Here is a 25,694-nt window from a genome sequence, read left to right as displayed (position 1 = left end):
AAATTATAATGAATAAAAAAAAGGCTCTTTTTGCATTATTTGCTGTAATGCTTATAACTATAATTCTTGGAATCCTTTCTTTGAGACACGATAATCCATTCAAAATACAACATAATTCTCTTTGGATTCAGGCTGAAAGTATTAATGGAAAGATGATCACTTCTGAACAAATGAAGGGGAGTCAAACTATTCTGATATTTTTTAATACACAGTGTGAACTCTGTTTAGCGGAAATCTTGTTGTTGGAAAAGCAACTTAAACAAATCTCGATGTTTTATCATGTGCTTTTTATTTCTTTTGAGCCTAAAGCTAGTCTGTCAGCTTTCTTTTTACATAAGAAAGTCTGTCTTGATTTTGATAATGTTTATGTTATTTCTGATGATAAAATGTCTTTATTGGATTATTATGATGTAAAAGGCTATCCGTCATTTCTAATATTCAATAAAAATGGTACACTTTTCCGTCGAGGAGAGTCTATTGATGAGAATATCCTTCAGGAGCTATTAAAAAATAACAGTTCAGAATGATTGTTGATATAAAAAAGATAAAGCATTCTTTTTGTCTACAGCATACTCAGAGTTCATGTGGGTTGGCTTGTCTTGTGTCAGCTTCAAAGTTGTATGGGAAAGATATAAATGAAGAACAGCTGAAGATTAGCACTGGAACCACGATAGAAGGAACAACCTTTTTAGGACTACGTGACGCCGCCAGAGAGTTGGGCTTTGATTCTAATGGGTATGAAGGTGATATCCAATCTTTGAAAGCACTCAATACATTAGCGATTTTGTATATTACAAACGCTAACAAACTCCCTCATTTTATTCTGTATTACGGGTATGACCAAAAGAAGGAAGAATTCATTATTGGAGATCCGGCAATAGGCATCCAGTATTATACAGAAGAATTACTAACTTCTGTTTGGGAAACAAGAACATTGCTGACATTGGCTCACAACTCCGAATTGAAAAAAGACGATACCAATTATTCATATCAGAGAAGAACTTTCTTAAAAGGATTAATCTCTCCGGATGGACATCTCTTATTGATGACATTTTTCTTGAGCCTTTTTACTTCCTTATTAGGGTTTACTACAGCTCTGTTTACCCAAAAATTGATTGATGACGTTCTCCCTGAAAAGAATGTGTACACCTTATTTTCTTTTATCTCTTTATATTTGATTATTATCATAATAGGTATTTTTCTTTCTTTTTTTAGAGACATCCTGATAATACGTCATACTAAATTGTTTAATAATCGTCTTATCGCCACTTTTCTTGGCAAGATATTCTCTTTACCTATGTCTTTTTTTAATTCAATGCGTATAGGTGAGGTTATTTCCAGAATGAAGGAAACCGAGCGAATTCAAGGAGCTATCGTTGTCCTTATAAACTCCACTATTGTTGAGTGTATGACTTTGTTTTTCTCTATTCTCCTGTTAATGTACTACAATATAGAAATTGCTTTTATCGCTGCCTTATCTATCCCTGTCATGATTGTTGTTTCGAGGTACTTTTCTATTGTTATAAAGAACAAACAGAGAGAACTTATGACAAATTATGCCGATTTCGAAGCTTATGCCGTTGAAAGTATTTCTGGAATACAATGTATCAAAAATTATGTTTGTGAGTCCTTTTTTACAGAGAAACTTGAATCTCAGTATTATGTAACTCAAGAAACGGCAAAGCATTTGGGAAAGTTCAGTTCTGGTTATGATTTAATAATTAACATATTAGGTTCTGTTTTTTCTATAATAGCCATGTCTTTAGGAGCATATTATGTGATGACAGAAAAACTGGAATTAGGCCAGCTGTTTGCTATTATCACTATCTTATCTTTAACAATAGCGACTACAATAAATATAATATCAGTAATTATTCATATTCAAGAATCCATAGTTGCTTTTGAGCGTTTGCATGATATAATGAGTTCCCAAGAGGAGAAACGAATAGTTCCTAATGGAGAACACTCCATGAAAGAAGCTATCAAAGAATTCCATTTTTTAGAACTGTGTGATGTTTCGTTTAGTTATCCGGGGAAGATAGAATTATTACATAATCTGAATATGAAAATTTGCACTGGAGAATTTGTAACTCTCTTCGGTGATGTTGGCACAGGAAAGAGTACATTATTATATCTCATTCAGAGATTTTACCCCATTAAAAATGGAGAAATTATTTTTGATGGTGATAATATTAATAAATATACCATAGCCAGCTGGCGTTCTTATTTAAGTGTCGTTTCACAGAATACCAAAATATTTATGGGTACAGTTGCGGACAATATAACTATGTTTCATCCAGAAGAAACAAGCCGATTAAAGAAATTGTGTGCTGAGTATGAATTGAACAGCTTCTTGGATTCAAGTTCAGCATTAAACCTGTTCAACAATTTAAGTGAAAACGGAATTAATTTATCTGGTGGGCAGAAACAACTAATTGGTTTTGTAAGGGCCTTATTTACTAACTCGCATATACTGGTTTTAGACGAACCTACCGCATCAATGGATAAGTCAAACGAACTAATTATGATGAATATCCTCCAAAAAATAAAAAGAGAGAAGATTATCCTGATGATAACGCATAAGCCTGAAATAGCTAAAAAAACAGATAAAATTTTTGTTTTGAATGAGAATCATGTGATCGATGCCGGCACACATGAAGAACTGATAGTTAGAGAAAATACCTATAGTAAATATCATTCCCTATTGTTTGAAAACTAAATAAATAATATGATATGGTGAATAAAAGAATAAATAGCTACCGGAGAAAGATATGTCTTGTCTTATTGATTTTTCCTGTTATCCTTTATGCGCAAACTGCAGTGAAAGACGATAGGTATACAATAAGCGGTTATGTGACGGATGAATCTTCAGGTGAAAGTCTGCTGGGCGCAAATATTTACGATAAAATATCTCAGGTGGGTACTACGACAAATGAATTTGGATTTTATAGTATTACTTTACCTGAAGGCAAAGCCGATTTACAGTTTTCCTATATTGGATACCAGACAAGTATGAAAATACTTGATGTGTCTTTGAATTTAAAACTCAATATACCCTTAAAGGTGAATCAAGAACTGGACGAGATTGTAGTTTATGGTAATCGTTCTGAAACAGGGATCAATGCGACCCGTATGGGAGCAATTAATATCCCCATGGAACAGTTGAAGGGGATTCCGGCTGTATTAGGGGAAGTTGATATCATGAAGACTATCCAGATGATGCCCGGAGTGCAATCCGGTGCAGAAGGGAGTTCCGGGATATATGTAAGGGGTGGCGGTCCTGATGAAAATTTAATCTTATTGGACGGCGTCCCTCTTTACAACGTAGACCACTTATTCGGTTTCTTTTCCATATTTACTCCTGAATCCGTTAAAAAGGTGGATCTGTATAAAGGGAGTTTTCCTGCACGCTTCGGCGGACGCTTGTCTTCGGTCGTTGACGTTCGTACGAATGATGGTGATATGCGTAAATTTCATGGCACTTTAGGAGTCGGTTTGTTGTCAGCCAAACTTCAGTTTGAAGGTCCGATAGTAAAAGACCGGACCTCCTTTAATATTTCTGCCCGCCGATCCTATATTGATGTGATAGCCCGTCCCTTTATGAAGGAGGAAGACCAGTTCAACTATTATTTCTATGATTTCAATGCAAAGGTAAATCATAAGTTTAATGATAAGCACCGGTTATTTCTAAGTGTATATAGCGGAACTGACAAATTCTCAATCATGAATCAGGAAGATTTTAAGAAATACCAGTCTAAGGATGAAAATAGTCTGAGATGGGGGAATACCGTTGCGGCATTGCGTTGGAATTATGTAATTTCTCCGGTCTTATTCAGTAATACCACAGTCGCATATACTGAATACAGATACCAGTCAGTCAATAAGACTTCGCAGAAAGATGGCAGTTATCGTTCGGATTACAATTCGGGAATTAAAGATTGGACGTATAGCCTTGATTTTGACTATCTCCCTTTGCCTAAACATCATATAAAGTTTGGGATGATCTATTTGTATCACTCATTTAAACCGGAAAGTCTCACCGGGAAAATTCAGAATAGCTCTGATGATATAAATAAGGATTTTAAGAGCTTGCTTGATTCAGAGATTTATGCTCATGAATCGACTTTATATGTGGAAGATGATTTTGATATCAGTGACCGGGTTAGTATTAATGCCGGATTAAACCTATCCCTATTTCACGTGCAAAAGAAATCTTATCTTTCGTTGCAGCCCCGATTGTCGGCCCGTTTCCAACTAAATCGTGATATTGCTCTGAAAGCATCATATACTCAGATGAACCAAAATATTCATCTCTTATCCAGTTACACCATGACCATGCCTACTGATTTGTGGGTACCTGCCACCAAAAACATACGACCGATGAAAGCACACCAATATTCTCTTGGGATGTATTACACCGGAATTCATGGTTGGGAACTTTCTGTAGAAGGTTATTATAAAAACGTAAATAATGTATTGGAGTATAAAGATGGAGCAGCACTTATGGGATCGTCCTACAATTGGGAGAGCAAGGTTGAAATGGGAAAAGGACGCTCTATGGGAGTTGAATTTATGGTACAGAAAAAAATAGGTAAGACCACAGGGTGGTTGGCTTATACTCTTGCCAAAAGTGATCGTAAATTCCCATCAGGGAGTATTAATGACGGAAGATGGTTCCCATATAAATATGACAGGAGGCATAACATTAGCTTGACTGTCAATCATAAATTTTCGGAAAAGATTGATATGGGCGCTTCATGGGAATTTCGTACCGGAGGTACGACAACGATTGGCGAACAAAGTACAATTGTAGTACGCCCTGGGGATGACTTGACACCATCTTTAGTTGATTATGTAGGTCAACGGAATAATTACCGCATGCCAAGCAGCCATCAACTTAGTATAGGAGTTAATTTTCATAAGAAGACCAGCCATGGAGTTAGAACATGGAATATCAGCTTGTTTAATGTTTATAATGCAATGAATCCCACATTCCTGTTCAGGGATGCTAAAGATGAAAACGGAAATCGCCGGGATGTACTGAAAAAGGTCACAATATTACCCCTTATTCCATCGGTTACCTATACCTATAAATTTTAGATTTATGAAGAAAAGCTTATTATCAATAGTTGCATTTTTTTCATTAGTGTCATGTACTAATGAGATTCCACTTGACTATGGCAATGAACCGTCCAAGCTCATTGTAAATGCGTTACTGGATGCACAAAAGCAGGAGAATAAAATTGTTGTGGCTCTAACCGGGCACAATCAAGTAACATATATTACAGATGCCCGGATCAAAGTCTTTGTCAATGAAGAACTGAAAGAGGAAATAACGGCTGCAACATATAATGAAACAGCACAAGGGGCATCCCCGGGTGATTATTTTAGCTCAACACACTTCGTTCCCGGAGACAAGGTTAAAATAGAAGTATCTACCGCTGACAGTCAATTTAAAGCCTGGGGGGAGGCTCTGGTTCCTTCTTCTATGGTCATTGAACGTATTGACACGACATCGGTTTTTATTACTACCCCCTTTGATACCCAAAGGTTTATCAAATTGAATGTAACCTTTACGGATAATGCGAATGTGGATAATTACTATAGAATAGCGATAGAGCGGATACAGACAGTTGACGCGGTTTCATCAAATACCGACAACGATACAACTGTTATTGTTAATACGGTAGAGCGCCTGATCAGCCGTGAAGATGTGGTATTGACAGACGGCAGGCCAACCCCTATGGATGGCAAAAACATTTTTGATTCTCCGGAAAATAAATACGGGGTATTTGATAATTCACGTATTAACGGCAGATACACAATGTCAGTAAGTACTGAATATTATCCATACGGTCAAAACCTCTATTATGGAGTCTATGAGAATTTGAAGGATATAAAAAATGTGAAGACTAATATTCTCGTACATCTTCTTGGTATTTCCGAAGGAGAATATTATTATTTGAGAGCACTCAATATTTTGGATTCAGACAATAGTGGCGGTCCCTTCAATGAGGCAATCAAACTTCCTTCAAACATTACAGGAGGAATCGGAATTGTAGGGATAAGTACAGGGACTAGCCTGAAGCTGGACTTGCAAGATTATAAACCTGTGCTTCCGGCAACAAAAAGTATTGTGAACAGATAGCTGTAAGTTAATGAAAGCAATTTTCATTTATATTGTATTTTCTATGATATCTTGTGTGACGGCTTTTGCCCAAAATGAAGGTCATCCGATTATAGATATCCCCCCTGTAAAACAGGTGCAGGATCTTGTGCCAATACCCCAGAAAATACCTGCCAAGGATTCGCTCTCAGTTATCCGGGATTATCCGGATAGCTTTGATGGCAATGTGTTGTTTACGCCTCATTTTATTAACAATGCTGCCTCGCTTAACCATGATTTGAGCCAATCCTATAACTTCAGGCATTTTACCGTGATGCCATTTAATCAACGGATGTTTCAATTAGGACTGGGTGACATCCATAATCTGGGAGGCACATTGATTTGGAAAACGAACAGGAGGATATCTTTTGCGGGAAGCGTCTTTTTGTCCAAGCAATACGGATATACGTTTTCATCAAAACATACCTCATTGGGACTGGGAATGGCGATGAATTATCAACTAAATAGTCAGCTTGCATTGACCTTGTGGGGACAATACCTTTTAAACCGGAACAAAGACCCCTTCATCAAAAGTTTAGATACCCAGCCTAAAACAGGGGTAGGAATTAGATTGGAGTATAATCCCAATCATAATACAAAGTTTAGCATTGATGCCGGTTTCCGGGAGAATTCTTTTGACAGCAGTAAGTTAAATTATTCGGTGGAAGGTAAAGCCGCTATTAAATTCTGAGGAAGGCAGATTCTTTTTCCTTATTCAGTGGGAGGTATGCGTTTTCTAATCCGACACAATGTTTGATGGGCGATGCCTAAATAAGAGGCTATATCTTTGGATGCTATCAAAAGGTGTACCTTTTTCTCGTGACGAAGCAGTTCACTATAACGTTCTTTGGGAGTAGAACTCAGCAGTTCGACTTCTCTTTTTATTTTCCTTTTTAGAATGTCTTCCAATATGCTTCTTGTCAGCAGATTGAAATTGGCAGAATTGTTATGACTGATATTGATGTTTTTCTTTTCAATTCTCCATACTATACTGTCTGTTACAGCTTGAATATTGAACTTTGAAGCCTCGTAAGAATTGAGAGAGAAATAGGAATAAGTAAACTCCAGGTCAAATGCAAGCCAGAAGGTGATTTCCTTTCCCGAAGGGCTTATCGTCCAATACCTGAATCCCCCGCTTTCAATGAAATAAATATATTCCTCGCATTCTCCCGCTTTTAAGATAAACTCTTTCTTATGTACCACCTTGCGTTCGAGGACTTCATTTAAGTAGGCTCTCTCTTTTTTTGTGAACTCAAAATCACATATTTCCTCATTTAGCCTGAGAACAGTCTCTTCCAATAGCCTGGATATATTCTTTCTTATAGGTTTCATCTGATTTTTAGTGTTTTAGTCTGTCATAGATAAAGACCGGAAAAGAAATCAAAATCCCTATGCCATCATAGTTAAAGTTTACTTCTTTTTTCTCCTTCTCAGCTTCCAGCCGCTCCACAAACACCATACAGCGGTAAGTCCGGCAAAAAAGATAAACACATAAGTGGCGGCTATTCCCATGTAGATACGGCCGCTATGTACTTCTAAAGCAACATTCCATAGCGACATCGGCAGAGTCGCAAGTGGCTCCGGTTGTGGAATGATGTTTGTTCCTTCGTAATATTCCACCGTGAATCCTTCATCGCCCATATCTGTACTATAGCCGGAAATAGCTTTCTTGCCGAACGGCGCTCCGGAAGTTTCCGGTGCAGGCTCATGGGTAAAGTAATCGGTAGCCGTACCGTGAAGCCTGTCCCATGTGAACATCCCGCTGAATGAGCCACAGAGCCATTTGCCACCATCGTCTTTCCGGAGCACATTCAGTCCCATCACGCTTACAGGTGGAGTACCGGCAATCTTCAAGGGGACATCTTCCAAACTCTTCAACGAGTAGAATCCTTCGGAAGTGGAAAGTAGCCAGTCGTGGCAAGTATTATCATAACGGAGCATGCGAAGTTTGTCGTTCCATCCGTTCGGGCTGTCGAGAATCGTGCCGGGAACGGTGCCTACCTTGTTCAATGCCAGAAGAATCATTACCGGAGGACGCAAACACCATCCCGTAATGACTATAAACAAGGTCAGCAGGATGGTCATACGCCCTATTTTGTCGTGCCACAGGAGCGATGCGCGTAGCCATTGCGAACCGGCTTTCACCTGTTTGCCCCGTTGGCGTCTTCGCCTGATGTATTTAGGCAGCAGCCAATACAAGATTCCGGTCAGGCACAGTATTATCAACACTACGGCTATCGCATCGACTATGATTTTACCCGCAAAGCCGAATAACTCGCCGCTGTGCAGCAGCCATACAGTGCGGAGCAATGTCACCTTTCCGTCATAATCATCCGGTGTTTTCAGCTGTATCTTCCTGAAATCCTTGTATGGAGCGGCCGATACATAGAGAAAAGAGCGTCCTGCCACCACCAACGTGTCATCCCGGCAAGCCATATCCGTCAGTAGCTCGTCTTCGGCTACAGGAATATTCAATGGCCGCCACCCCGAATCTATACCGCCATGGCGGTATAGGCCGAATGGAGAGACGGCATACAAATCCCCATCAGGAGCCTGTATGACGGTCTTCATCTGGCGGTAGTCCGCTCCGCAGGGTAGCCCCTTGTTGAAATCGTCAAAAGAAGTAGCTGCGGAGTCAGTTTTCCAGATGCCCCCTGTACCATAAACCAACACGTGATGCACAGAATCCTTATCCATGTAGGGCAGTGTGCCACGCAGCAATCCGCCATTCCAGTTCTTATAATGATACCGATGCGGCAACCATGCTCTGCTTATATTTACGTCTGCCACAGATGTACGGTGGTTCAGTATGATACCGGATACACAGAACATCAGCATAAAAAGGCTGAGGATAATCCCCAGCCATTTATGGTGTCTTTTCCAGGTTATCTTTTTCATCCTTTTATCCTGTTGCTTTATTTTTTCCGTTTCTTATAAGATGTATACACGAGATACAGGCTTGCGGCAATACCTGACAACAGTATGACGACAATCTGGTCTGTATGCTCTTGAGGAGCCGTCCATAAACCTTCCAAAACATGTATCCTGTCAAACACCTCTACCGCAATCCAGAAGATGATGACCGTGGCGAAGCCGAAGCGCAGGCTCATTCCCCAGGAGGCGTAATGCAGCAGTTTAGTGAACATGAAGATTGAACCGGTAAAACCCAGCATTCCCACCAACAGCGTGATTGGATGATGGTCGCCCAGGAAACGCTCGTCGTAGCAGAACATCAGTATCAGGTAGCATGTCCAGAGCATCGTAATAACTTCCATGAACGCCACGATACTGGTGTGGCGTGTCATAGGCCGGGCGGCAATCTCCTTCTTGCGGCTACCGAAGAAAAGCCGTTGCCACCAGTTTAGAAAGTTGCATCCGTTGCTGGTGCAGAACAAATAGAGTATCATTACCATTGCCCATAAACCGAACGTGGCAGGCAATATCAGGTATTCCGGACGGCTGGCCACTTCACCCGTTACCGGGTCGAGCTGTGCCTGCGTGCCAAAACGATTGGCATAATACATGAACAGAAAGTCGACGGCTCCCATCCAGTAGAACATTCCTCCGAACAACCCCAGCAATGTTTGCCGGACATCCCCTTTCATGAATACACCTGCAATTACCATTAACAGTCCCACGCCACCCATAGCCATACCGGCATAGAACTGTTCCACGCCCGAGCAACCGTCTTTCAAGGCACGGGCAATGATATGAGTAACCGGCATGGCTATCAATGTTACGGCAATTGAAACAATGGCCTTCAACCAATGGGATTTCCTTCCCGGCTTTTTCCCTTCACTCATTTACCTTATTGCTTTTCTTTTTTGCTCCTATATAACAAAGGTAGATTACCAGTGCGACAAATACGATAAGAATGGAGACCATTTCTGTCTTGTGTTCCATGGGCGCTACCCATATCTCATCAAAAAAGTTCATGCGTCCCAATATCTCCACCGGAGTCCAGAATACGATTACGGTTGCAATAGCCATGCGGATATTGGCTCCCCATGCAGAGATTTTTAACTGCTTGGCGAAAATAAAGAACGATCCCACCAAACATCCCAGACCTGCAAGAAATGTCACCGGATGATGGTCGCCAAGAAACACGTCGTCGTAGCAGAACATCAGCAACAGGTAAGAGGCCCACAGAATCATCATCAGCTCCATGAAGGTAACGATACTGGTGTGGCGTGTCATCGGACGTGCCGCAATATCAGCCTTTCGGCCTCGAAAAAGCATCCGTTGCCACCAGTTGATGAAGTTGCAACCGTTCCGGGTGCTGAACAAATACATGACCATAATCATCATCCAGAAACCGAAAGAAGCGGGCAGGATAAGGTACTCCGGACGGGTCACGATTTCCCCGGTCACCGGATCGAGCTGTGCCTGCGTACCGAAACGGTTGGCAAAATACATGAATAGAAACTCCACCCAGCCTGTCCAAAAGAGCAGGCCGCCGAAGAGCCCCCATAAGGTCTGCCTTGTATCACCTTTGGCAAATACGCCCCGTATCACCATAAACATACCCACTGCCCCCATGGCAAAGGCTGAATAGTGCAGGGCGGTTTTCCCCATTGTATGTTCCATCATAATCATTAGCGCATGTCCCAGCGGCATGGTGAATAGCACCATCAGGAAAGAGGCAATGGCTTTCCACCAATATCTTTTACTTTTCATCATTCATAAGTTTATGGGTTAATTCAATTTGTCAATGTAATAACTTAGCTGTCCGCCGGTATCATCAATTTCCGTGTGAGTGTTATACCAGCTCACAATCTGCAACTTGAAATACGTTTCCCCGTCCGCGCAGCGGATGATATACGTATGGTAAGACGGTGTATAGGTCATGGGGGGACCTGATACGGCAATGGCATTATCCAGCAGTTTGTTGGCACTCGTCAGTGTCCGTTGCGGACCGCTGTTGGGATCGAACCAGGGATGTTCGTTTTCATCCAGTCCGTTCTTGTTCAGGTAGCTGTACCAATCCTTCTGGGAATAGGTGACATACACATCCTTGTCCGTGTCCGTTACCCAGGCTGCATCGGCAGGCAGTTGCGAGGACGAAGTCCAGTTTTCGTACTCTCCGGAGCCTGCATCCAAAGCTCCCCCTCTACCGTGCCCGCTGGTTCCCGAATTGGTACGCATGTGGTATCCGCAAAAGGCAAAATCCCAGTCCGTCCGTTCAATCTGTTCTCCTTCCTTAATGTCTTCTCCGGAGAAATTCTCGTTAAACACTTCTCCCGTGCGGAGATTAAAGTACATCCAGTCGTTGGTATCTTGTGAAATGCCGCCGTAACCGGTGATGCGCGAGAGTATCTTTCCGTCGAACTCGTCGGCGTCATATTCAATATCATGGATGCAGGAAGTCGTCAGGATTACGGCTAACATCCATAGGGAAAAAACAAATGTATTCTTTCGTTTCATCTTTATTTCTTCTTCAGCAGGTTAATAAATTCGTCTATCTTAAACTCTACCTGTACGTAGCCCCGTGCCCCGGCAGTAGCGGGCACGTTAAAGGCGGTCAGACCGGAACCGAGCGTTTTGGGCTGGTAGTTGAAGATATTATCAACGCCGAGCGTGAGCTTTATCTTATTAAAAAAGTTCTGCGTCACGTTCAGGTTGCACAAGGCATATGTCGGCAGGATGCAGCGGAAATAGGCGTCATGGCTTACTCCGTCCACAGTCAGGCGGTCTTGCACGTCATATTGCTTCTTTCCCATGATCGAGGTCGTGAATCCGGCAAGCAGCGTGTAGTTCTTCTTCCTGAAACTGTATTCAAGTCCGCCGGTTGCCGCGTGGGGTGATGTGGTGTTGATTCTGATTCCGTCCTGCTTGCTTACGTTGACATACGAATACGAGGCGTTCAGGGTTAGGAAGTCGAAGATTTTCCAGCGTGCCAACAGGTCGCCGCCAATTAAATCCTGTGAATGCAGGTTCTCGTATTCAAAGTTGTACTGCATGTCATAGATGCGCCATACTCCCTCAATCTTATTCTTGTACATATTGGCGTAGGCGGTGGCGTTGATGAAGAAACGGTCGTCTGCATATTCCGCGCCTACGGAGAAGTAGTTGTTCTTTTCCGGTTTCAGGTATTCATTTCCTTTCACCATGAACATCCCCAGGTGGTCCCAGTTAAAGAATAATTCCTTGATGGAAGGGGAGCGGTATCCCTTTGAGTAGGTCGCCCGGAAACTCCAGTGTTCCGCCGGCGAATACTTTCCGGCGACGGTCGGCATCCACATAAAGCCGAACTGTTTGGAAAAGTTGGTGCGCACACCTACAGTTGCCATCCATTGTTGGCTGATTTTCCACTCGTCCTGCAGGTAGTACTCTGTTTCCTTGAGTGAACGGCTTAGCATCTTATGGCTACCTTTTCCCGCGAAGCGGTCGCTGGTCAGCTCGTCGGTATAGTGCTCCATGCCGAAGGTCAGGTTGTGTGCCTTGAAATAGTTGCTGGTGATCATCAGGCGGGGTTGAAGTATACGGCTCTTGTACACTTTCCGCTGTTCGTCCCGGCGTTCGTGCCGTTTGTAACGGTCGTAGAAATCCGAATGTATGCTGGCAGTTATGCTGAACCAGTTTTTCAGACTGTAAGTTGCCTTCGCTCCCAGAGTGAAGTCTTTCGACTGGTTGAACACCAGATCCTGCACCATATCAAACTGGTTCATCCAGAAGGCGGTTCCATAGACTTGTGCCTTGAAATTCTTCGACGGTTCGAAAAACAGTTTCTCCGATACCGTCAGATGTTCGGTGCCTTCGATACCCATCGGCGGTCGTGGCATGCCGCTCACGATGGTCACGTCTTCATTGAGCCAGGGATTCGCCTCTTTGGTATAGACCTTCTTGTCGTTCTCTGCCTGATAGAGATAGAAGGCATCACTCTCGCTGTAGGTGAAGTCGGTCTGTGAACTGAACCATCCGGCTTTCACGCCTGCCGTTACCCAGCCTTGCAGGTTGGGGCGGTCGGAATTCTTTTCAAACATATACAAGAAATCCTTTTTCGACGGGTTCTTGTAGTTCCTCTCGTTCATTTGTGCGTAGCGTACACCGGCATCGATGGACAACGATTGCGTGGGCTTCTTGGTAATCAGGTTGATGACTGCTCCGGAGGCACGGCTGCCGTACAAGGTGCTTGTTGCCCCTTTTACAATCTCTATGCGGTCGAGGGCGTGCAGATTGAAACGCTCGTAATCGAGGTTTCCGGCCATGTCGCCGGTCATGCGTTCGCCGTCCATGAGAAACATGACGTGCCGGGCATCCAGACCCTGCATCGACATTTCGCTGCCGAAACCTACTTTCTGTATGTTCAGTCCCGGTGTCTGCTGTTGCAGCACCTTTTGGATGTCTCCGTAGCCGGCATCCACCATAGCCCTGCCGCTGATAACCTGCGTCTGTATGGGCGACAGTTTTACCGGACGTGCCGTATGCGAACCGGTCACGACTACTTCACCGATTTCTTCGGTATTTGTTTCCATATAGAGTGTCGGCGAAAGCTTGCCCTTTTCGATTATTCCGGTCAGGGGCAAGAAGCCTAAATAGGAGATTCTGTAATGGCATATGCCTTTGGCGGGCATATGCAGCGAAGATTTTCCTTCTGCGTTCGTAATGCCATACTGCGGTTTGTTCAGTGCTTGGTTGTCTGCATATACGATTTCCGCCCCAATCAGGGGTTGCTTCGTTCCTTTTTCCAAGACAGTCAATCTTATTTTCTGCTGGGCTACCGCATTGATAAATACCAGTAACAGGCACGTGATTAATAGTGTCGTTTTCCTTTTCATTGTCTTTTTTGTTCTGCTTTCGTCTTTACATAAGAAAAGAGGGAAGAGAGCTGTGAGGCTTCTTTCCTCTTCTTGATTATTGATACCGGATACAGGGGCATTTATTTAATGCCATGCTCTTTTTTATACTCGGCCAGATCCTTTTCGTATTGGGCAAAATCAGTTTCAAATCTGTCTATACGGGTGGGGTCTACTTTTTGCAGATATACGTCACTGCTCATATTCATCACGTTGAAGTTGGTCACGAATTCTATTTCGTTGGTTTTGGCGTTGAAGTAGCCGGTTACGCTGCCTGCGCCGCCGTCGCCGCTTTCATAGCTTCCTTCCTCATCGTTCTGATTGCCGGTATATCGGGTTGACCCCCCAGTTCCCTGGAACTTTATCCAACCATCTCCGGTATATTCTTCCTTCTCCCATGTGTTGAGCTGCATGAACTTGCAGTTGATGGAGAACCAGATGGTTACAGGCATTTTACCTACAGAAAAGCCCTTCAACTGGATATTAAGCATATCCGAAGTCTCGCTTTTCCACTTTAGATAATATTTCAATGGACATCCTTCGTCCAACAGGGTCTTATTCACAGTTCCTTGCATTGCTGTTGCGTTCACAACAATACTGTCTTGCAGAATTTCTCTCGCTATGCTGATGTATTCATCCGAAACAGGTTTCTGGGTGAGTTCTTCATCAGCGGTACACGAAAAGAAAGTCGTGCAACACAGTACTGTTAGAGCAACAGCAAAAAGAAACTTATTCTTTTTGCTGTCTGGATGCATGCTTATTTAGTTGAAAATGAGAATACGGATTCAGTAGCCGGGGCACCCCCAATATAAGCAGTACAAACAAATTCCAGATTGATTCCATCAACAGAGGTAACTACGATATTTCCGTTAAGAGGTAGAGATACTTTATCACTAACCTTGAAACTACCTTGAATGGCATATGTGCCAGGACCTGTTATCGCAGCGACTGTATTAATCTTAAATGAGTGATTAGCGGTTGCAACAGCAACAGACCCTTCCAAGATTCCATTTGTAACTGTAAATGTGGCGGAAACAGGTGTCGGATCTTTTACTGTCTGTCCATTCATTTTGGTTGGGGTGGCGATGCCATTATAGTCTCCATCTACAGCATTAACACTTGCGATTCCATAAGAAGAAGCCGCATTATCTAAAACATTGGTACTGGCATTTGCCATGCCCAAACTTGCAACTACTACCAATGCAAGTGAAAGAAAGAATTTTTTCATATCCTTTTTTTTAAAATTAAACAATCGTGAAATAAAAAATCGATTTATTATTTATAGAAATCTTTCCATTTAAAGTTTTCTAATCCTAATTCCGAATCTATATACTCATAATACAGATTTGAGTGATATTTTTCTAAAAAAGCCTTTGTTCCGGCTTGTTGAAATACCTCTTCCGTAATACTGAAAGCAGCCTTACCAAAACCGTCCCACCTTGTATAATCGAAATATTTGATTTCGGATTTAGGTAATCTTCCCAAAATCGTGCTGCCAATAAAGTTAAGGCCGGATAAGTCAATATCTTCAAGTAATGGTAAATTAACCAACTGAAGCATCATCACCATTTTTGCCTCCTTGGGTAAAGTAAATGTTTTCAGCTTATCACAATGATGAAGTACAATAATACTTGGATTATTAAACGGACTTGTTTCCAAATCATAGTCTCTCTGTCCCAATAAACGACAATTGCTTAAGTCTAATTTGTCAAGTTCTGCATCATTGGTTATTTGAATCAAACATAAATTGACTGCATTTGATATATCCAGATTTGGGGTAGAGACGTTATCCGTTATGTACGCTGTAAATGTACTCCCTAATTTTAAGTAAGGTATTAGGCAGGATTTACTCGCCGAGATGCTTATTTGGGCACCTTCATAACCTTTGTTCATTGCAATATATTCAAAACCTTCTACTGATGTTATTTCAACAGCTTCACTCCCAACTGTTTTTTTAGGGCTGATTGATATGTTTTTACTTTTTTCGCTTGCTACAACGAGCCGCTTGCTTATATCAATATTATCCTCTTTAAACATGGATGGGAAAAGTTCTTTTAATATTGCACGGACATTGTCGTCAGGGACTTCGCGTAAAGTTGTATAAGCAGCCGGTATTCCCTTGGCATTCTCCATCTGCATATCCGTTTCTTTGCTGTTGGCAAAATAGGTTGGAATTTCCACGCAGTTGTATTTCGCAGCTTCGGGAAGCAAAAGTTTCGTTAGCTTTCTTTGCACGGTTACCGTTTCATCTCCGTTCTCTTCAGTTTTTATGTTGACTAAACCGGGATATTCATAGATTTCGTTTCCGGTCAGGTCAACGCTGGTGACGCTGCCCGGTAGTATGGAAAAGTCGAATGAATAAGTGAATTTGTTATCGGAGAGATTGATGTCGGTGAGTTTTGGAAAAACTTCGAGACCGGAAATGTCGCTTAGATTACAATTGGAGAGGTCGAGAGTTGTAGTACTTTTTACTTTGTCGTCTTGAACTAATCTTCCTGCTTCGTTGAAGGTGAATCCCTTTTGTTGTAGTACATTTTTTAATTCGGTGTTTTTTAATTCGATTCCGTTCCAATCTATGGTCTCTTCGTTTTCACTGCATGAACTGAAACTGAGTCCCAACGCGACGGTTGCAAAAGCGATGTAAGTTTTAATTTTCTTCATTCTTATTTGATTGTTATAAATATGATTTCTTTTTATTTGTCTGCGGTGCAAAGGTAGGTGTTGCGGGGAAGGTGCACAATACCCATATGTGGGTATATTTATCCTTGATATGCCCATGCTATTAGAATACTTTGATTTTCTTGAGTTTTTGTAAAAAAAGAACGACATTCTCTTTTGAGTCAAATGCTTGTCCTTTTCTCTTTTTAAAGATTTATTAATGAGCTATTTATGCAGGCTTTGATTGAAGTTGTATTTCAGGGACACGATAAAATAGCTTCCGATTTGCCGGGTGTGCGTTTCTGAAAAGCCGTTAGCGGTAGTACTTCTATTAAAATCTTTTTTATCGCTTAAAATATCGGCCCAGTAAGCGGAAATTTCAGCTTGTTTCTTTTTTAGAAAGCGCCAGGAGATACCGGCATTCCAAAGAATCTGATCGTCGGCTCGCTTTTCAATATTGGTGCCGTTCCGGAAAGAGTAGGCGGCGTCAGTCTTCAACCGGAGATTACCGGGCAGTTCGGTATATGCGTCCAGACCGAAGGTATAATTACGGGTGTAGATCTCGGTTTCATGCAGTGAGTTGGCGGCGTGCTGGTAACGCCAGTCGGCATTCAGTTCGACATTTCCCCATTTGGGCAGGTATGCCAGACGCAAACTCCCGTTGTACCGGTCGGTACGAGTAACGCTTCGGCCGGGATTTGCGTTCTGGCCTTCGTTGATCAGCGTTACATTCTGACCGTAGCCGGCTCCGGTGCTTGCCGAGAGGTTAAACAGTTTGATGCGTTTCTGGTAACGTAGCCGGAAGTCGGCATTCCAGTTGCCGTTGATGTTCACAGGGTAGGTTTCACGTCCCCCGGTGGTGGGGTTGTAGGCCACACCCCGGATTTGGCTGTTGAACTCGTTACGCCAGTTGAGGTTTGCAAATATCCCTTTGTCCGTGTTTTGGGCATCGAGGCGAATAATTTGGTTGTATGCTGGTTTTAAGTCCGGGTTTCCACGACTGATGTTCAACGGATTGCTGTTGTCGGTGAGTGACAAGAGGCTGGATAGGAGAGGTTGCCGGGTGCTGCCGTTGTACATGAATTGTATGCGGGTTTTCTTATTCTTCCAGACAATCTTGACAGATGGCTGTACATTGAAGTTGCGCATTGCGGTGTCAGCTCGCAGTAACCCGTTTTTTTGATCGATACTCCGTTTCTCCTGCTGTATGGAGATGCCGGTGTTAATGTCCCAGGTCTTATCGTTGTAGTTCATACGCACAGCAACCTCATGGCCGAGAGTTCGGCTGTGGCTCCGGTTGCTTAGGCTGTCGGTATAGCCGGTTTCGTAACCGTCAGGCAGAAAGCCGATGCTTTTGCTGCCCTCTTCTGTCAGACGGGAGAGGTCGTAGCTGTTGCGGTCACTATTCTGTTTCGTATAATTTAGATTGTATGAGAGCTGTAAACGTAGCTTTTTTGCCAGGGGGTGCGTCAGCAGCAATCCGGAACTTTGGTTACGGTCACGGGAAGGGCTGGTGTTATACTGGTTTCGGTAGAGTAACGAATCGGTTCCGGTGGTAGTCTGTAGTTGGTAGTAAGTAGTTGATGAAAAGGTGAAGTTGTCGTTGTTACCGTTTCCGCCATTGTATCGTAGGGTAAGGCTGACGCTGGTCCCTTTTTCATTCAACAACCGGGTCACATCAGCGTTCACTTCGTATTGATGGCGCTTGCCGAGGGCAAGGGTTTGCAGGGTGTTTTCGTTGAGCCGTGTGTCGTGCGGAATATCCGCTATGTTGGCGAAAGGGTCTTTGGCATCCACGTTCGGATTGGCGTTGAAGGTCGCCTGGCGGCTGTCGTTCGTATTTTCATTTCGGTTGTAATTAAAGCTCCCGTTCAGGTTGAGCCAGGTCTTTTTGTCGATTTGCCAGCGTATGCCCAGTATGGCACTCGCCATCTTGTTTCCGTTGATACTGTTTCCGACAGATGCCTGATACTGGTTGCCGGTAGTCAGATACTGTTCGTTATAAGCGGTTGACCGGTCACCTTGTTTGTGGTTATTGTATATCGCGTTACCCGTGAGGATGAACTTTTTGCCGAATTTCTTGGTGAAATTTGTGGCGATATTGCTTTGTATATTATCTTTATAGTCGGTTTGTTGGTTTTTGTTTGATGACCGGGCAATGACGGCGGCGTTCTCGCCCCTCTGTTTGAAATAGTTGCCTATAAACGTATAGTCTTTCTTCCGGTGGTTTCCCTGTCCCGCTTCACCGTTACCTGTCAGCATCCCGTCGAATTTGGCGGGCGTTTGCAGGTCGAGCACAAAATTCTCTTTACCGGTATCTACACCGGTAATCTTCTCCAGTTCACTCTTTTTGTTATATACCTTAATCTTGCTGATGACTTCCACAGGCAGATTCTCAAGTGCCATGCTGTTGTTACCGGAGAAGTACGATTCACCATTGATATTGATTTCGTTGATGGGCAGACCGTTGTAGGTCAAAGACTTGGTTTTACGTTCATATTCCAGACCGGGGATGCGCTTTACCAGTTCTTCCAGATACGAACCTTCCGGCGTGTGATAGGCGGCGGCATTAATCACTGTCGTGTCTCCCACTTGCTCAATGGCTTTCAACGGTGCAGTAACCGTCACCTCGGCAAGTTCCATGCCTTCGGTCAGGCAGATGTCCCCCAGGTTAGCGGTTGCCTTGTTTTTATTGATAGGCAGGTAGACAGACTTCATACCTATATAGGAAATTTTGAGCAGATAGTCCTTTCTGGATTTTGGAGTAAGGGAGAGCCTGAAATTTCCATCAAGGTCACTGGCAGTACCTTTGATGAATATAGAATCCCCGGCTGTTAAGATTGTGACGTTGGTATAAGGCAATGCTTCTATCTCTCCGGTTCCGGACATGCCCGTTATACGCCCGCTGACCCTGATGGCCTGTTGGGCGGATAGCAAAGCCGGTACTAATAGTAGCGCCAGTAGCAAATAAAAGCTTTGAACTCCTTGATTGCCCATTCTACCTCATTTGTGAACTGGCTGCAAAATTACTGTATATGGCTTTCTTATTCAATACCCATAACAGGGTATTATATTGTATTAAAAAAGGGGAAAATATAAATACAGGTAGGGGAGAGCGAAATAAAAAAGAAACTGGCTAGTACTTGATTAGTAAAAGGGTAATTTCCCCATTCTGTAGTATCTGTTGGACATGTTCTTTTATATTGAAAACAATGGGGTGATTTACCAAATTTTAGATCGTCGAAAGTTGGCTGATTATTATTTAATTCTGTTTAATCTTTTTCTATATCTCAGTTATTATTCTTATTTTTGTGCCTAAAATAATTACTTTCAGGATGAACAGTAGATGTAATTAATCTGTTTAAATTTTAATCGGGTAAATACAAGTATTGCTTGAACCACTCAATTAATTCATTCAAAGATATTCAGATTTGGAACAATGAATAAGACGATTCAAACATTGATCGAAGCTATAAATATGATACCTCGTCAGTTTTATAATACTATTGATGAGGGTGCTTCCGAATTGGCGCACGAAAAATTTGTATCACAGCTTACAGTTCGATATAGAAAGATTACAGGCGATTATTGTAGTACAGAACTATTCCTTCCTTCTTCTGAGGCTGTTCAAAGTTTTGCAGTGACCCCTGAGAAAAAAAATATGGTTCGGAAGTTGATGGCAGGACTATCTTCTTTGTGCTCCGTTAATTCAACTTTGATAATGGAGCAAACTGGACAAGTTGATTCCTTACCTCAAAAAACTCTCATAGAACTCAATATGGATCTTAAGCTTAGTCGCCCTTTGTTCTATTGGAACTTGTTTAAACTCAATTTCCTTTTAGATAAGATGATGTACTCATGTGGCTTTTATTTTATCATACATCAGGATGTGTGTTCTGTTCAGAAAAAGATAAATGCATATTATGAAAGAGGATTATATGTTTCTTGGAAAGCCGAAAACATCTTCTTTCTTGTTAAAAAGGACTATAAATCAGATGTTATAGTTTTGAATTATAAAGGAGAAAATATTATCTAAAAGTCTGGAAGAAAAATATATGATTTATTATTGCTTTTATGTGGACTATCTGTATCTTTGTGGACAGGCAGTATAGGGCAACTAAAAAAATAATGAAAATATAAACACCTTATTTATGACACAATGCTCATATAGACATATCACTGGCTATATTCTGCTGCTTGTTCTGTTAGACCAAGTAATAAAATGGGTAATAAATATCTATTTTTTAGAAAGTCATTTCAATATTATTCCCGGTTTGCTGGAATTTCATCCTACATTCAATAATAAAAACAGCTACATCGGTTCACTTCTATATAAGAATTATAATTTGACAATTGGGTTTGTTATACACTTGATGATCATTCTGCCGGCAGAATGTCTTATAATATCATTTTACTATTTTCTCCGGAACAAGTTTCAAAAGACCCGCTTGTTGGACATTGCTGTTGTTTTTCAGATTTCAGGAATTATATGTTGGTTGATTGGCAACTTTCGTACCAATGGAGAATTGGATTATATTTACTTAAAACCTCTTTTTGTCTTCGATCTTAAAGATATTTATAATAATTGCTTTGTCGTATTCTGGCTATTGTTTTGTTTTAAGAACGGCATTCAGATTAAAAATCTGAAAGTGAAAGAGTTTACATCCTATTTGAAAAAACTTTTTGTGCGTTGAATTTGCGCGTGGTTCATATTCGATATTTACACGTATCCGACAGGGGTTTTTTATCTGTCGGACGGAGTGTTAAAAAAGGGGACAATACAGGGTTTTTCATATCACTAACACTTAGGCCTGCCATACTCGCAGGACCATAGAAAGCATAATATTTTTTCATTGACGTGCGAGATATGTGCGAGAGAACCAGTGACATATGTGTGATATAATCAAGTCTTCAGAGTTTTTTTCTGAAGACTTTATTTTTTACTAATTCTCTTTTCCTGCCTGTCTGAACGTGAAATAAGAGAACATATCACCAACTGTTGACGTTACTTTCAAAAGACGACTGTGATTGTTGTCGTTGGGAGACAAGATGACAGTCATTACGTTTTTTTTAACTTCAACGCTGCTCCATTCACCGATAGCATACTCCCACATTATATCGTCTATGCTGACATTCTTGTCGTCTTCCAGGACTCCCGAAAGCCAAAAATTACCGTAGTTCTTGCATTTGAAAACATAGATATCTCCGTTCACAGGAACATCGATCACCCTTTCTTTGTCCATTTTTGCATCGGTCTCCCATTTCATCGCTTTCCAAAAGCACCCGAACCTTTGGCATGCATACACCTTTCTGGAGTTACCTCACGGTCAAAGTGAGCTAATTTTTCCATGAACCATGGATCTTGTACCATCATCGGTCCATGCTGTCCGGCTGTTTGGCTATTCTGGTTGTCCGCAATAGGACAATTGTTAGCTGATGTAAGTTTTTTCTTTTCCATAATTTCTTTAAGCTTGTTTTAATAATAATTTCTAATGAACATGATTTTTTTGTTCAACAGAATTGAGGTAAGATCGATTAATATGCATTATCTTTGCAGTGGTATATCTTTGCTTTTTTAGGGCTTTTGTCACTTGGTGTTAAGTGTGGATATGAATGGCTTGTTTTTAGATTTGCATAAATAACAAAGATTTACAATAAACTAAAGATAGAGAAAGTTGAATAATTATAGTCAGACGAGCTTAGAATGGTTGAGGCAGGTAAGTGGCTTACTAATTGAGGACGAAGAATGGCATTATCACTATGTTCCTAATTTGGATTGTGAATTGGTTCATGGACGATTAGGAGAGGGGACTTTGGTTGAGATGCAGGTCGATCCAAAAGATATAGTAGGACTTTCTTATGGCTTTGCCTATAATGGGAAAGTATGGATTGAACATTTGAGGGATTTGAAACGTCCTTCAAGCATTATCCACCTGAATCACACTTTGGATGATTTGAAAAGATTCATAGATAAATCGTTGCTGGAAGATAGTTTTGATAGGATAATGTTACGCCAGGTCGGCACTAAGTTTATTATAACAAACGGTCAGCATAGGGCTTGTATAGCCAAATTTATCAATTACCCGATTAAAAGTGCATCTGTTTATCCTGTAATTTCAGGATTGACCGAAAATGAATTGATGAATTTTATTCATTTAAAAACAGAAGAAGCACAATCAAGAATATTTCGATATTTATAAAAATAGATGAGTTTTCGATGAAACTAACTCCATCGGAACTTCATTACATAAGGGCGAGCGTAATAGGAGAATTATTACTACCAACTTCGGATAGCCAGCCTCCGAACCAGGGACTTTTTATTTTTACGGAAAAATATATTCTTCCTATCTAATTTAATTTGTTGATAATTTCTCGTAACACAAGATGGTCTTTCTTATTTTGCCATTTTTGATATGGAGCAATAAATTACACAGGGGGTAAAAGTATGAGTAAAGTTTCCCTCGTAATATGTACTTCCAATTATTAAATTCATAGTCTTCATGGTAGTATATTTTTTTAATTCCATTGATAATTATTATCTGTATTTTATTTAAGTGCCGGTCCGAACTGAAAGCCTTGGTTATTAAACCAGTTCTTTTTCTGTAATACATTGTTGTAGAATGTATCGAAACTACATAGCTCGCCTTTGTACCACATTTGTTCGGCTATTGCCAGTATACGAGGAAACAAGCGATTGTCTATCATATTTTCTGTTACTCCATAATCCGTCCAAAGTGCACAAGTCATACCTATTATCAATGGATTTTCTTCCGTTTTGTATGAAGGATTATGCAGATAAACATCTTTTAAGTCGAAAGTGCGGTTTTTATCATATCCTTTCCAGGGAGTAACCGGAAAATTAAGATACATATAGCAATTCGTACTACAGATGACTGGATAGCCATTTCGTATAGCATTTTTTAAAGCTAAATCCTTATGTCCGCGCCAGTTCCACCATTGTATAACTATGTTGTCCGGTAATGGATAGCCGTCTTCATAAACTATATCTCCCCAAAAGATAGCTTTTCTTCCTTTGGCTTTCAGATAATCTGCCATTTGAGATGAAAACCATAATTGAAGATCATGGCTACCTTTTAGTTTTTCCTTTTTGATAGTCTGCTGACAATCGGGGCACTTATCCCAGTTTCCTTTTAGGGCCTCGTCACCACCTAAATGGATATATGTGGATGGAAAAAGTTCACACACCTCATCTAGTACATTTTTTAGAAAAGCGATTGTGTTTTCTTTTCCTGCACAAAATATGTTTTGAGTAAATCCATTTTCCGGAACTTCTATTGGTGTACCGAAACATCCTAATTCGGGGTAGGCAGATAGTGCGGCTTCGGCATGTCCGGGCATGTCTATTTCGGGGACAATGGTGATATTCCGATCAACAGCATATTTTACTATTTCTCTTATATCTTCCTGAGAATAGTAGCCTTGTTGTTCGGTACCTTTTCCTACAAAGGCTCCGGTTCGAGTCAACTCTGGATAGCGTTTGATTTCAATGCGCCAGCCTAAACCTTCGGTGAGATGCCAATGGAAACGATTCATCTTCAGTAAAGAAGCCATATCAATATATTTTTTGATGGTCGGTACTTTTTGGAACTGTCTTCCGGAATCCAGCATGAAACATCGCCAATTTAAACGGGGGCTATCTGTAATGTCAGCACAGGCGAATGTTGGATGTCCTTGCTCCATACTTACCCACTGTCGCAGGGTCTGTACGGCATAAATAAAACCTCCTTTATCTTTGGCATGTATTTCTATGTGCTTTTGTGTAATATGGATCTTGTAACTTTCAGAAGGCAGGGAAGAGTCACTAATGAAGCTAATTGTCGCTTTCTGTTTTTGGTTTGATAACCGTATAGATGTTGTATGTAATACTTCCTTTTGAAAAAGTTCAAGGTAGGGAGCTGACTTATCTACAACATACACTGTGGGATATTTATCTTTTAAATGGAATGTTCCTTGAGTGCTCTGTATCTTTTCCGGAGTGGGTATTGGCAATTGGGCAACCGAAGGTCTGGTATAAAAGAATAGAAAAATAATAATCATTAAGTGTCTCATGAGTTTAAGGGTTTGTTTTACATTTTGAGTTTTAAGGAGAATAGTATTCTTCCTTCCCGAAGACATAATTGTTTTTGGTTACTACGCTTTGAATAATTATGTCTTCAACGGATTTTGAAGAATCACAGTAGCAAGTTATTAAGAAAATTTTGAAATAACAAGAAAGGAAGCGAAAATATGATTTACGAGATATCTGGAATGTTCTCTTTTACGAAATGAAACCTTCTTCTATGAGCAATTAAAGTATAAAAAAATACGGCTCTGCTGACCCGTTGCATTACATACCTATTTGCCGAAGCCTAGCGTACAGTGGAGGCATTAACTTTCCACACGGGGGACAGAACCGTAATATCACGAAACTACGAACATATTAAAAATACGTTCGTAGTCGTCTACGACTAAGGACGCCTAGGTCATTAATCGACAAACGGTTTGTAATGCGTTGCAAATGTACGCATATCGTCCGATAATTCCAATATAAATTACGTTTTTTATGTTTGTAAATAGTCTTATTTATTAATATGGTCTTAATTTGTGACAAATGGTAGATGATAGAATAAGGTTTTTGATCAAGGAAAGATGAATAAACAATAGTGGTTTTGACTCAAGACATCATGGAAAAGATATTATTTTTGGCTAAAACAGGAATATTATAATTTCTCGTAGAAATTGGTTATCCCTATAGGGATGTATTTCTATGCAAATCTAAAGTGTTAAAAAATAAACGGCTCTGCTGCCCCGTTGCATTACATACCTATTTGCCGAAGCCTAGCGTACAGTGGAGGCATTAACTTTCCACACGGGGGACAGAACCGTAGTATCACGAAACTACAAGTGTATCAAATACACTTGTAGTCATTTACGACTAAAAGTCACTAGGCTTTCAGTCGGCATGATAGATAAGTAATGCAATACAAAATTACGCATAATTTCTGATAAAACCAACATAAAGTGTATCTTTATTTATTTAAAAACTATTTTTTATGATCTGCTAAAAAAACTGT

The 25,694-nt window shown here is 41.1% G+C and carries 20 protein-coding genes and 1 pseudogene; 8 read left to right on the top strand and 13 right to left on the bottom strand.

The window, feature by feature from the left end; genetic code table 11:
• Positions 1-8: 8 nt before the first annotated feature.
• From HMPREF9447_RS03780 to HMPREF9447_RS03760, 5 genes are read left to right on the top strand one after another with little or no spacing between them, the layout of a single operon-like run.
• Positions 9-527 carry a peroxiredoxin family protein gene (locus tag HMPREF9447_RS03780; RefSeq protein WP_009128237.1) on the top strand — a complete coding sequence of 173 codons (519 nt, stop codon included), beginning with the start codon at positions 9-11 and terminating at the stop codon, positions 525-527.
• Positions 524-2,719: a peptidase domain-containing ABC transporter gene (locus HMPREF9447_RS03775; protein WP_009128236.1), complete on the top strand. Its 2,196-nt coding sequence runs from the start codon at positions 524-526 to the stop codon at positions 2,717-2,719. Before HMPREF9447_RS03780 ends, HMPREF9447_RS03775 begins: the two co-directional genes overlap by 4 nt.
• A gap of 14 nt (positions 2,720-2,733) precedes the next feature.
• On the top strand, positions 2,734-5,100 hold the full coding sequence (locus HMPREF9447_RS03770; RefSeq protein WP_009128235.1) for a TonB-dependent receptor: 2,367 nt from the start codon (positions 2,734-2,736) through the stop codon (positions 5,098-5,100).
• 4 nt (positions 5,101-5,104) lie between these two features.
• A complete protein-coding gene (locus tag HMPREF9447_RS27405; RefSeq protein WP_009128234.1) occupies positions 5,105-6,148 on the top strand; it encodes a DUF4249 domain-containing protein in 1,044 nt (347 codons plus the stop codon).
• A gap of 10 nt (positions 6,149-6,158) precedes the next feature.
• Positions 6,159-6,857 (top strand): hypothetical protein, encoded by a 699-nt coding sequence (locus HMPREF9447_RS03760; protein WP_009128233.1) that lies wholly within the window; start codon positions 6,159-6,161, stop codon positions 6,855-6,857.
• A 20-nt stretch (positions 6,858-6,877) separates the two neighbouring features.
• Here the strand turns inward: HMPREF9447_RS03760 and HMPREF9447_RS03755 are convergent, their stop codons facing one another.
• The 10 genes from HMPREF9447_RS03755 to HMPREF9447_RS03710 all read right to left on the bottom strand — a co-directional run bounded on the left by HMPREF9447_RS03755 (position 6,878) and on the right by HMPREF9447_RS03710 (position 19,617).
• Positions 6,878-7,498 (bottom strand): Crp/Fnr family transcriptional regulator, encoded by a 621-nt coding sequence (locus HMPREF9447_RS03755; RefSeq protein WP_009128231.1) that lies wholly within the window; start codon positions 7,496-7,498, stop codon positions 6,878-6,880.
• A gap of 78 nt (positions 7,499-7,576) precedes the next feature.
• Positions 7,577-9,064: a PepSY-associated TM helix domain-containing protein gene (locus HMPREF9447_RS03750; protein ID WP_009128230.1), complete on the bottom strand. Its 1,488-nt coding sequence runs from the start codon at positions 9,062-9,064 to the stop codon at positions 7,577-7,579.
• 17 nt (positions 9,065-9,081) lie between these two features.
• A complete protein-coding gene (locus HMPREF9447_RS03745) occupies positions 9,082-9,969 on the bottom strand; it encodes a hypothetical protein (RefSeq protein ID WP_009128229.1) in 888 nt (295 codons plus the stop codon).
• Entirely contained in the window at positions 9,962-10,843 is an 882-nt protein-coding gene (locus HMPREF9447_RS03740) for a hypothetical protein (RefSeq protein WP_009128228.1), read from the bottom strand. The genes HMPREF9447_RS03745 and HMPREF9447_RS03740 overlap by 8 nt, the downstream gene beginning before the upstream one ends.
• An 18-nt stretch (positions 10,844-10,861) precedes the next feature.
• The gene (locus HMPREF9447_RS03735) at positions 10,862-11,590 is read right to left on the bottom strand and encodes an HmuY family protein (RefSeq protein ID WP_009128227.1); all 729 of its coding nucleotides are present in this window, start codon (positions 11,588-11,590) and stop codon (positions 10,862-10,864) included.
• A 2-nt stretch (positions 11,591-11,592) separates the two neighbouring features.
• Positions 11,593-13,944, bottom strand: a complete 2,352-nt coding sequence (locus tag HMPREF9447_RS03730) for a TonB-dependent receptor (protein ID WP_009128226.1) — start codon at positions 13,942-13,944, stop codon at positions 11,593-11,595.
• Positions 13,945-14,045: 101 nt separating this feature from the next.
• Positions 14,046-14,717, bottom strand: coding sequence for a DUF4903 family protein (locus HMPREF9447_RS03725; protein WP_009128217.1), 672 nt, complete (start codon positions 14,715-14,717; stop codon positions 14,046-14,048).
• 2 nt (positions 14,718-14,719) lie between these two features.
• Entirely contained in the window at positions 14,720-15,190 is a 471-nt protein-coding gene (locus HMPREF9447_RS03720; RefSeq protein ID WP_009128216.1) for a hypothetical protein, read from the bottom strand.
• A gap of 47 nt (positions 15,191-15,237) precedes the next feature.
• A complete protein-coding gene (locus tag HMPREF9447_RS03715; RefSeq protein ID WP_009128215.1) occupies positions 15,238-16,623 on the bottom strand; it encodes a leucine-rich repeat domain-containing protein in 1,386 nt (461 codons plus the stop codon).
• A gap of 222 nt (positions 16,624-16,845) precedes the next feature.
• Positions 16,846-19,617, bottom strand: coding sequence for an outer membrane beta-barrel protein (locus tag HMPREF9447_RS03710; RefSeq protein WP_009128214.1), 2,772 nt, complete (start codon positions 19,615-19,617; stop codon positions 16,846-16,848).
• A 442-nt stretch (positions 19,618-20,059) separates the two neighbouring features.
• Between HMPREF9447_RS03710 and HMPREF9447_RS03705 the strand changes: the two genes are divergently transcribed.
• A complete protein-coding gene (locus tag HMPREF9447_RS03705; protein ID WP_009128213.1) occupies positions 20,060-20,656 on the top strand; it encodes a hypothetical protein in 597 nt (198 codons plus the stop codon).
• Positions 20,657-20,771: 115 nt separating this feature from the next.
• Positions 20,772-21,314 carry a signal peptidase II gene (locus HMPREF9447_RS29400; RefSeq protein WP_009128205.1) on the top strand — a complete coding sequence of 181 codons (543 nt, stop codon included), beginning with the start codon at positions 20,772-20,774 and terminating at the stop codon, positions 21,312-21,314.
• Between the two features lie 249 nt (positions 21,315-21,563).
• Here HMPREF9447_RS29400 and HMPREF9447_RS03695 read toward each other — a convergent pair whose 3' ends face one another.
• Both HMPREF9447_RS03695 and HMPREF9447_RS27400 read right to left on the bottom strand, forming a co-directional pair.
• Entirely contained in the window at positions 21,564-21,863 is a 300-nt protein-coding gene (locus HMPREF9447_RS03695) for a hypothetical protein (RefSeq protein WP_167549109.1), read from the bottom strand.
• Between the two features lie 29 nt (positions 21,864-21,892).
• Positions 21,893-22,078: pseudogene (locus tag HMPREF9447_RS27400) on the bottom strand (catalase); the annotation flags it as partial.
• Between the two features lie 217 nt (positions 22,079-22,295).
• On the opposite strand from HMPREF9447_RS27400, the gene HMPREF9447_RS03690 reads away from it, so the two are divergent.
• Positions 22,296-22,820 (top strand): hypothetical protein, encoded by a 525-nt coding sequence (locus HMPREF9447_RS03690; RefSeq protein WP_009128200.1) that lies wholly within the window; start codon positions 22,296-22,298, stop codon positions 22,818-22,820.
• Positions 22,821-23,166: 346 nt separating this feature from the next.
• On the opposite strand, the gene HMPREF9447_RS03685 is transcribed toward HMPREF9447_RS03690, so the two are convergent.
• A complete protein-coding gene (locus HMPREF9447_RS03685; RefSeq protein WP_044137705.1) occupies positions 23,167-24,690 on the bottom strand; it encodes a beta-N-acetylhexosaminidase in 1,524 nt (507 codons plus the stop codon).
• Positions 24,691-25,694 lie beyond the last annotated feature (1,004 nt).

The sequence above is a fragment of the Bacteroides oleiciplenus YIT 12058 genome (assembly GCF_000315485.1).
In the GTDB taxonomy this organism is placed as follows: domain Bacteria; phylum Bacteroidota; class Bacteroidia; order Bacteroidales; family Bacteroidaceae; genus Bacteroides; species Bacteroides oleiciplenus.
The sequence above is the reverse complement of the archived record's forward strand: the minus strand, read 5'-3'. Positions and strand labels throughout refer to the sequence as shown.

Excerpts from the sequence above, each read along its gene's own strand:
- HMPREF9447_RS03780 (WP_009128237.1), top strand. The coding sequence starts at position 9 with ATGAATAAAAAAAAGGCTCTTTTTGCATTATTTGCTGTAATGCTTATA.
- HMPREF9447_RS03775 (WP_009128236.1), top strand. The coding sequence starts at position 524 with ATGATTGTTGATATAAAAAAGATAAAGCATTCTTTTTGTCTACAGCAT.
- HMPREF9447_RS03770 (WP_009128235.1), top strand. The coding sequence starts at position 2,734 with ATGGTGAATAAAAGAATAAATAGCTACCGGAGAAAGATATGTCTTGTC.
- HMPREF9447_RS27405 (WP_009128234.1), top strand. The coding sequence starts at position 5,105 with ATGAAGAAAAGCTTATTATCAATAGTTGCATTTTTTTCATTAGTGTCA.
- HMPREF9447_RS03760 (WP_009128233.1), top strand. The coding sequence starts at position 6,159 with ATGAAAGCAATTTTCATTTATATTGTATTTTCTATGATATCTTGTGTG.
- HMPREF9447_RS03755 (WP_009128231.1), bottom strand. The coding sequence starts at position 7,498 with ATGAAACCTATAAGAAAGAATATATCCAGGCTATTGGAAGAGACTGTT.
- HMPREF9447_RS03750 (WP_009128230.1), bottom strand. The coding sequence starts at position 9,064 with ATGAAAAAGATAACCTGGAAAAGACACCATAAATGGCTGGGGATTATC.
- HMPREF9447_RS03745 (WP_009128229.1), bottom strand. The coding sequence starts at position 9,969 with ATGAGTGAAGGGAAAAAGCCGGGAAGGAAATCCCATTGGTTGAAGGCC.
- HMPREF9447_RS03740 (WP_009128228.1), bottom strand. The coding sequence starts at position 10,843 with ATGAAAAGTAAAAGATATTGGTGGAAAGCCATTGCCTCTTTCCTGATG.
- HMPREF9447_RS03735 (WP_009128227.1), bottom strand. The coding sequence starts at position 11,590 with ATGAAACGAAAGAATACATTTGTTTTTTCCCTATGGATGTTAGCCGTA.
- HMPREF9447_RS03730 (WP_009128226.1), bottom strand. The coding sequence starts at position 13,944 with ATGAAAAGGAAAACGACACTATTAATCACGTGCCTGTTACTGGTATTT.
- HMPREF9447_RS03725 (WP_009128217.1), bottom strand. The coding sequence starts at position 14,717 with ATGCATCCAGACAGCAAAAAGAATAAGTTTCTTTTTGCTGTTGCTCTA.
- HMPREF9447_RS03720 (WP_009128216.1), bottom strand. The coding sequence starts at position 15,190 with ATGAAAAAATTCTTTCTTTCACTTGCATTGGTAGTAGTTGCAAGTTTG.
- HMPREF9447_RS03715 (WP_009128215.1), bottom strand. The coding sequence starts at position 16,623 with ATGAAGAAAATTAAAACTTACATCGCTTTTGCAACCGTCGCGTTGGGA.
- HMPREF9447_RS03710 (WP_009128214.1), bottom strand. The coding sequence starts at position 19,617 with ATGGGCAATCAAGGAGTTCAAAGCTTTTATTTGCTACTGGCGCTACTA.
- HMPREF9447_RS03705 (WP_009128213.1), top strand. The coding sequence starts at position 20,060 with ATGAATAAGACGATTCAAACATTGATCGAAGCTATAAATATGATACCT.
- HMPREF9447_RS29400 (WP_009128205.1), top strand. The coding sequence starts at position 20,772 with ATGACACAATGCTCATATAGACATATCACTGGCTATATTCTGCTGCTT.
- HMPREF9447_RS03695 (WP_167549109.1), bottom strand. The coding sequence starts at position 21,863 with ATGGACAAAGAAAGGGTGATCGATGTTCCTGTGAACGGAGATATCTAT.
- HMPREF9447_RS03685 (WP_044137705.1), bottom strand. The coding sequence starts at position 24,690 with ATGAGACACTTAATGATTATTATTTTTCTATTCTTTTATACCAGACCT.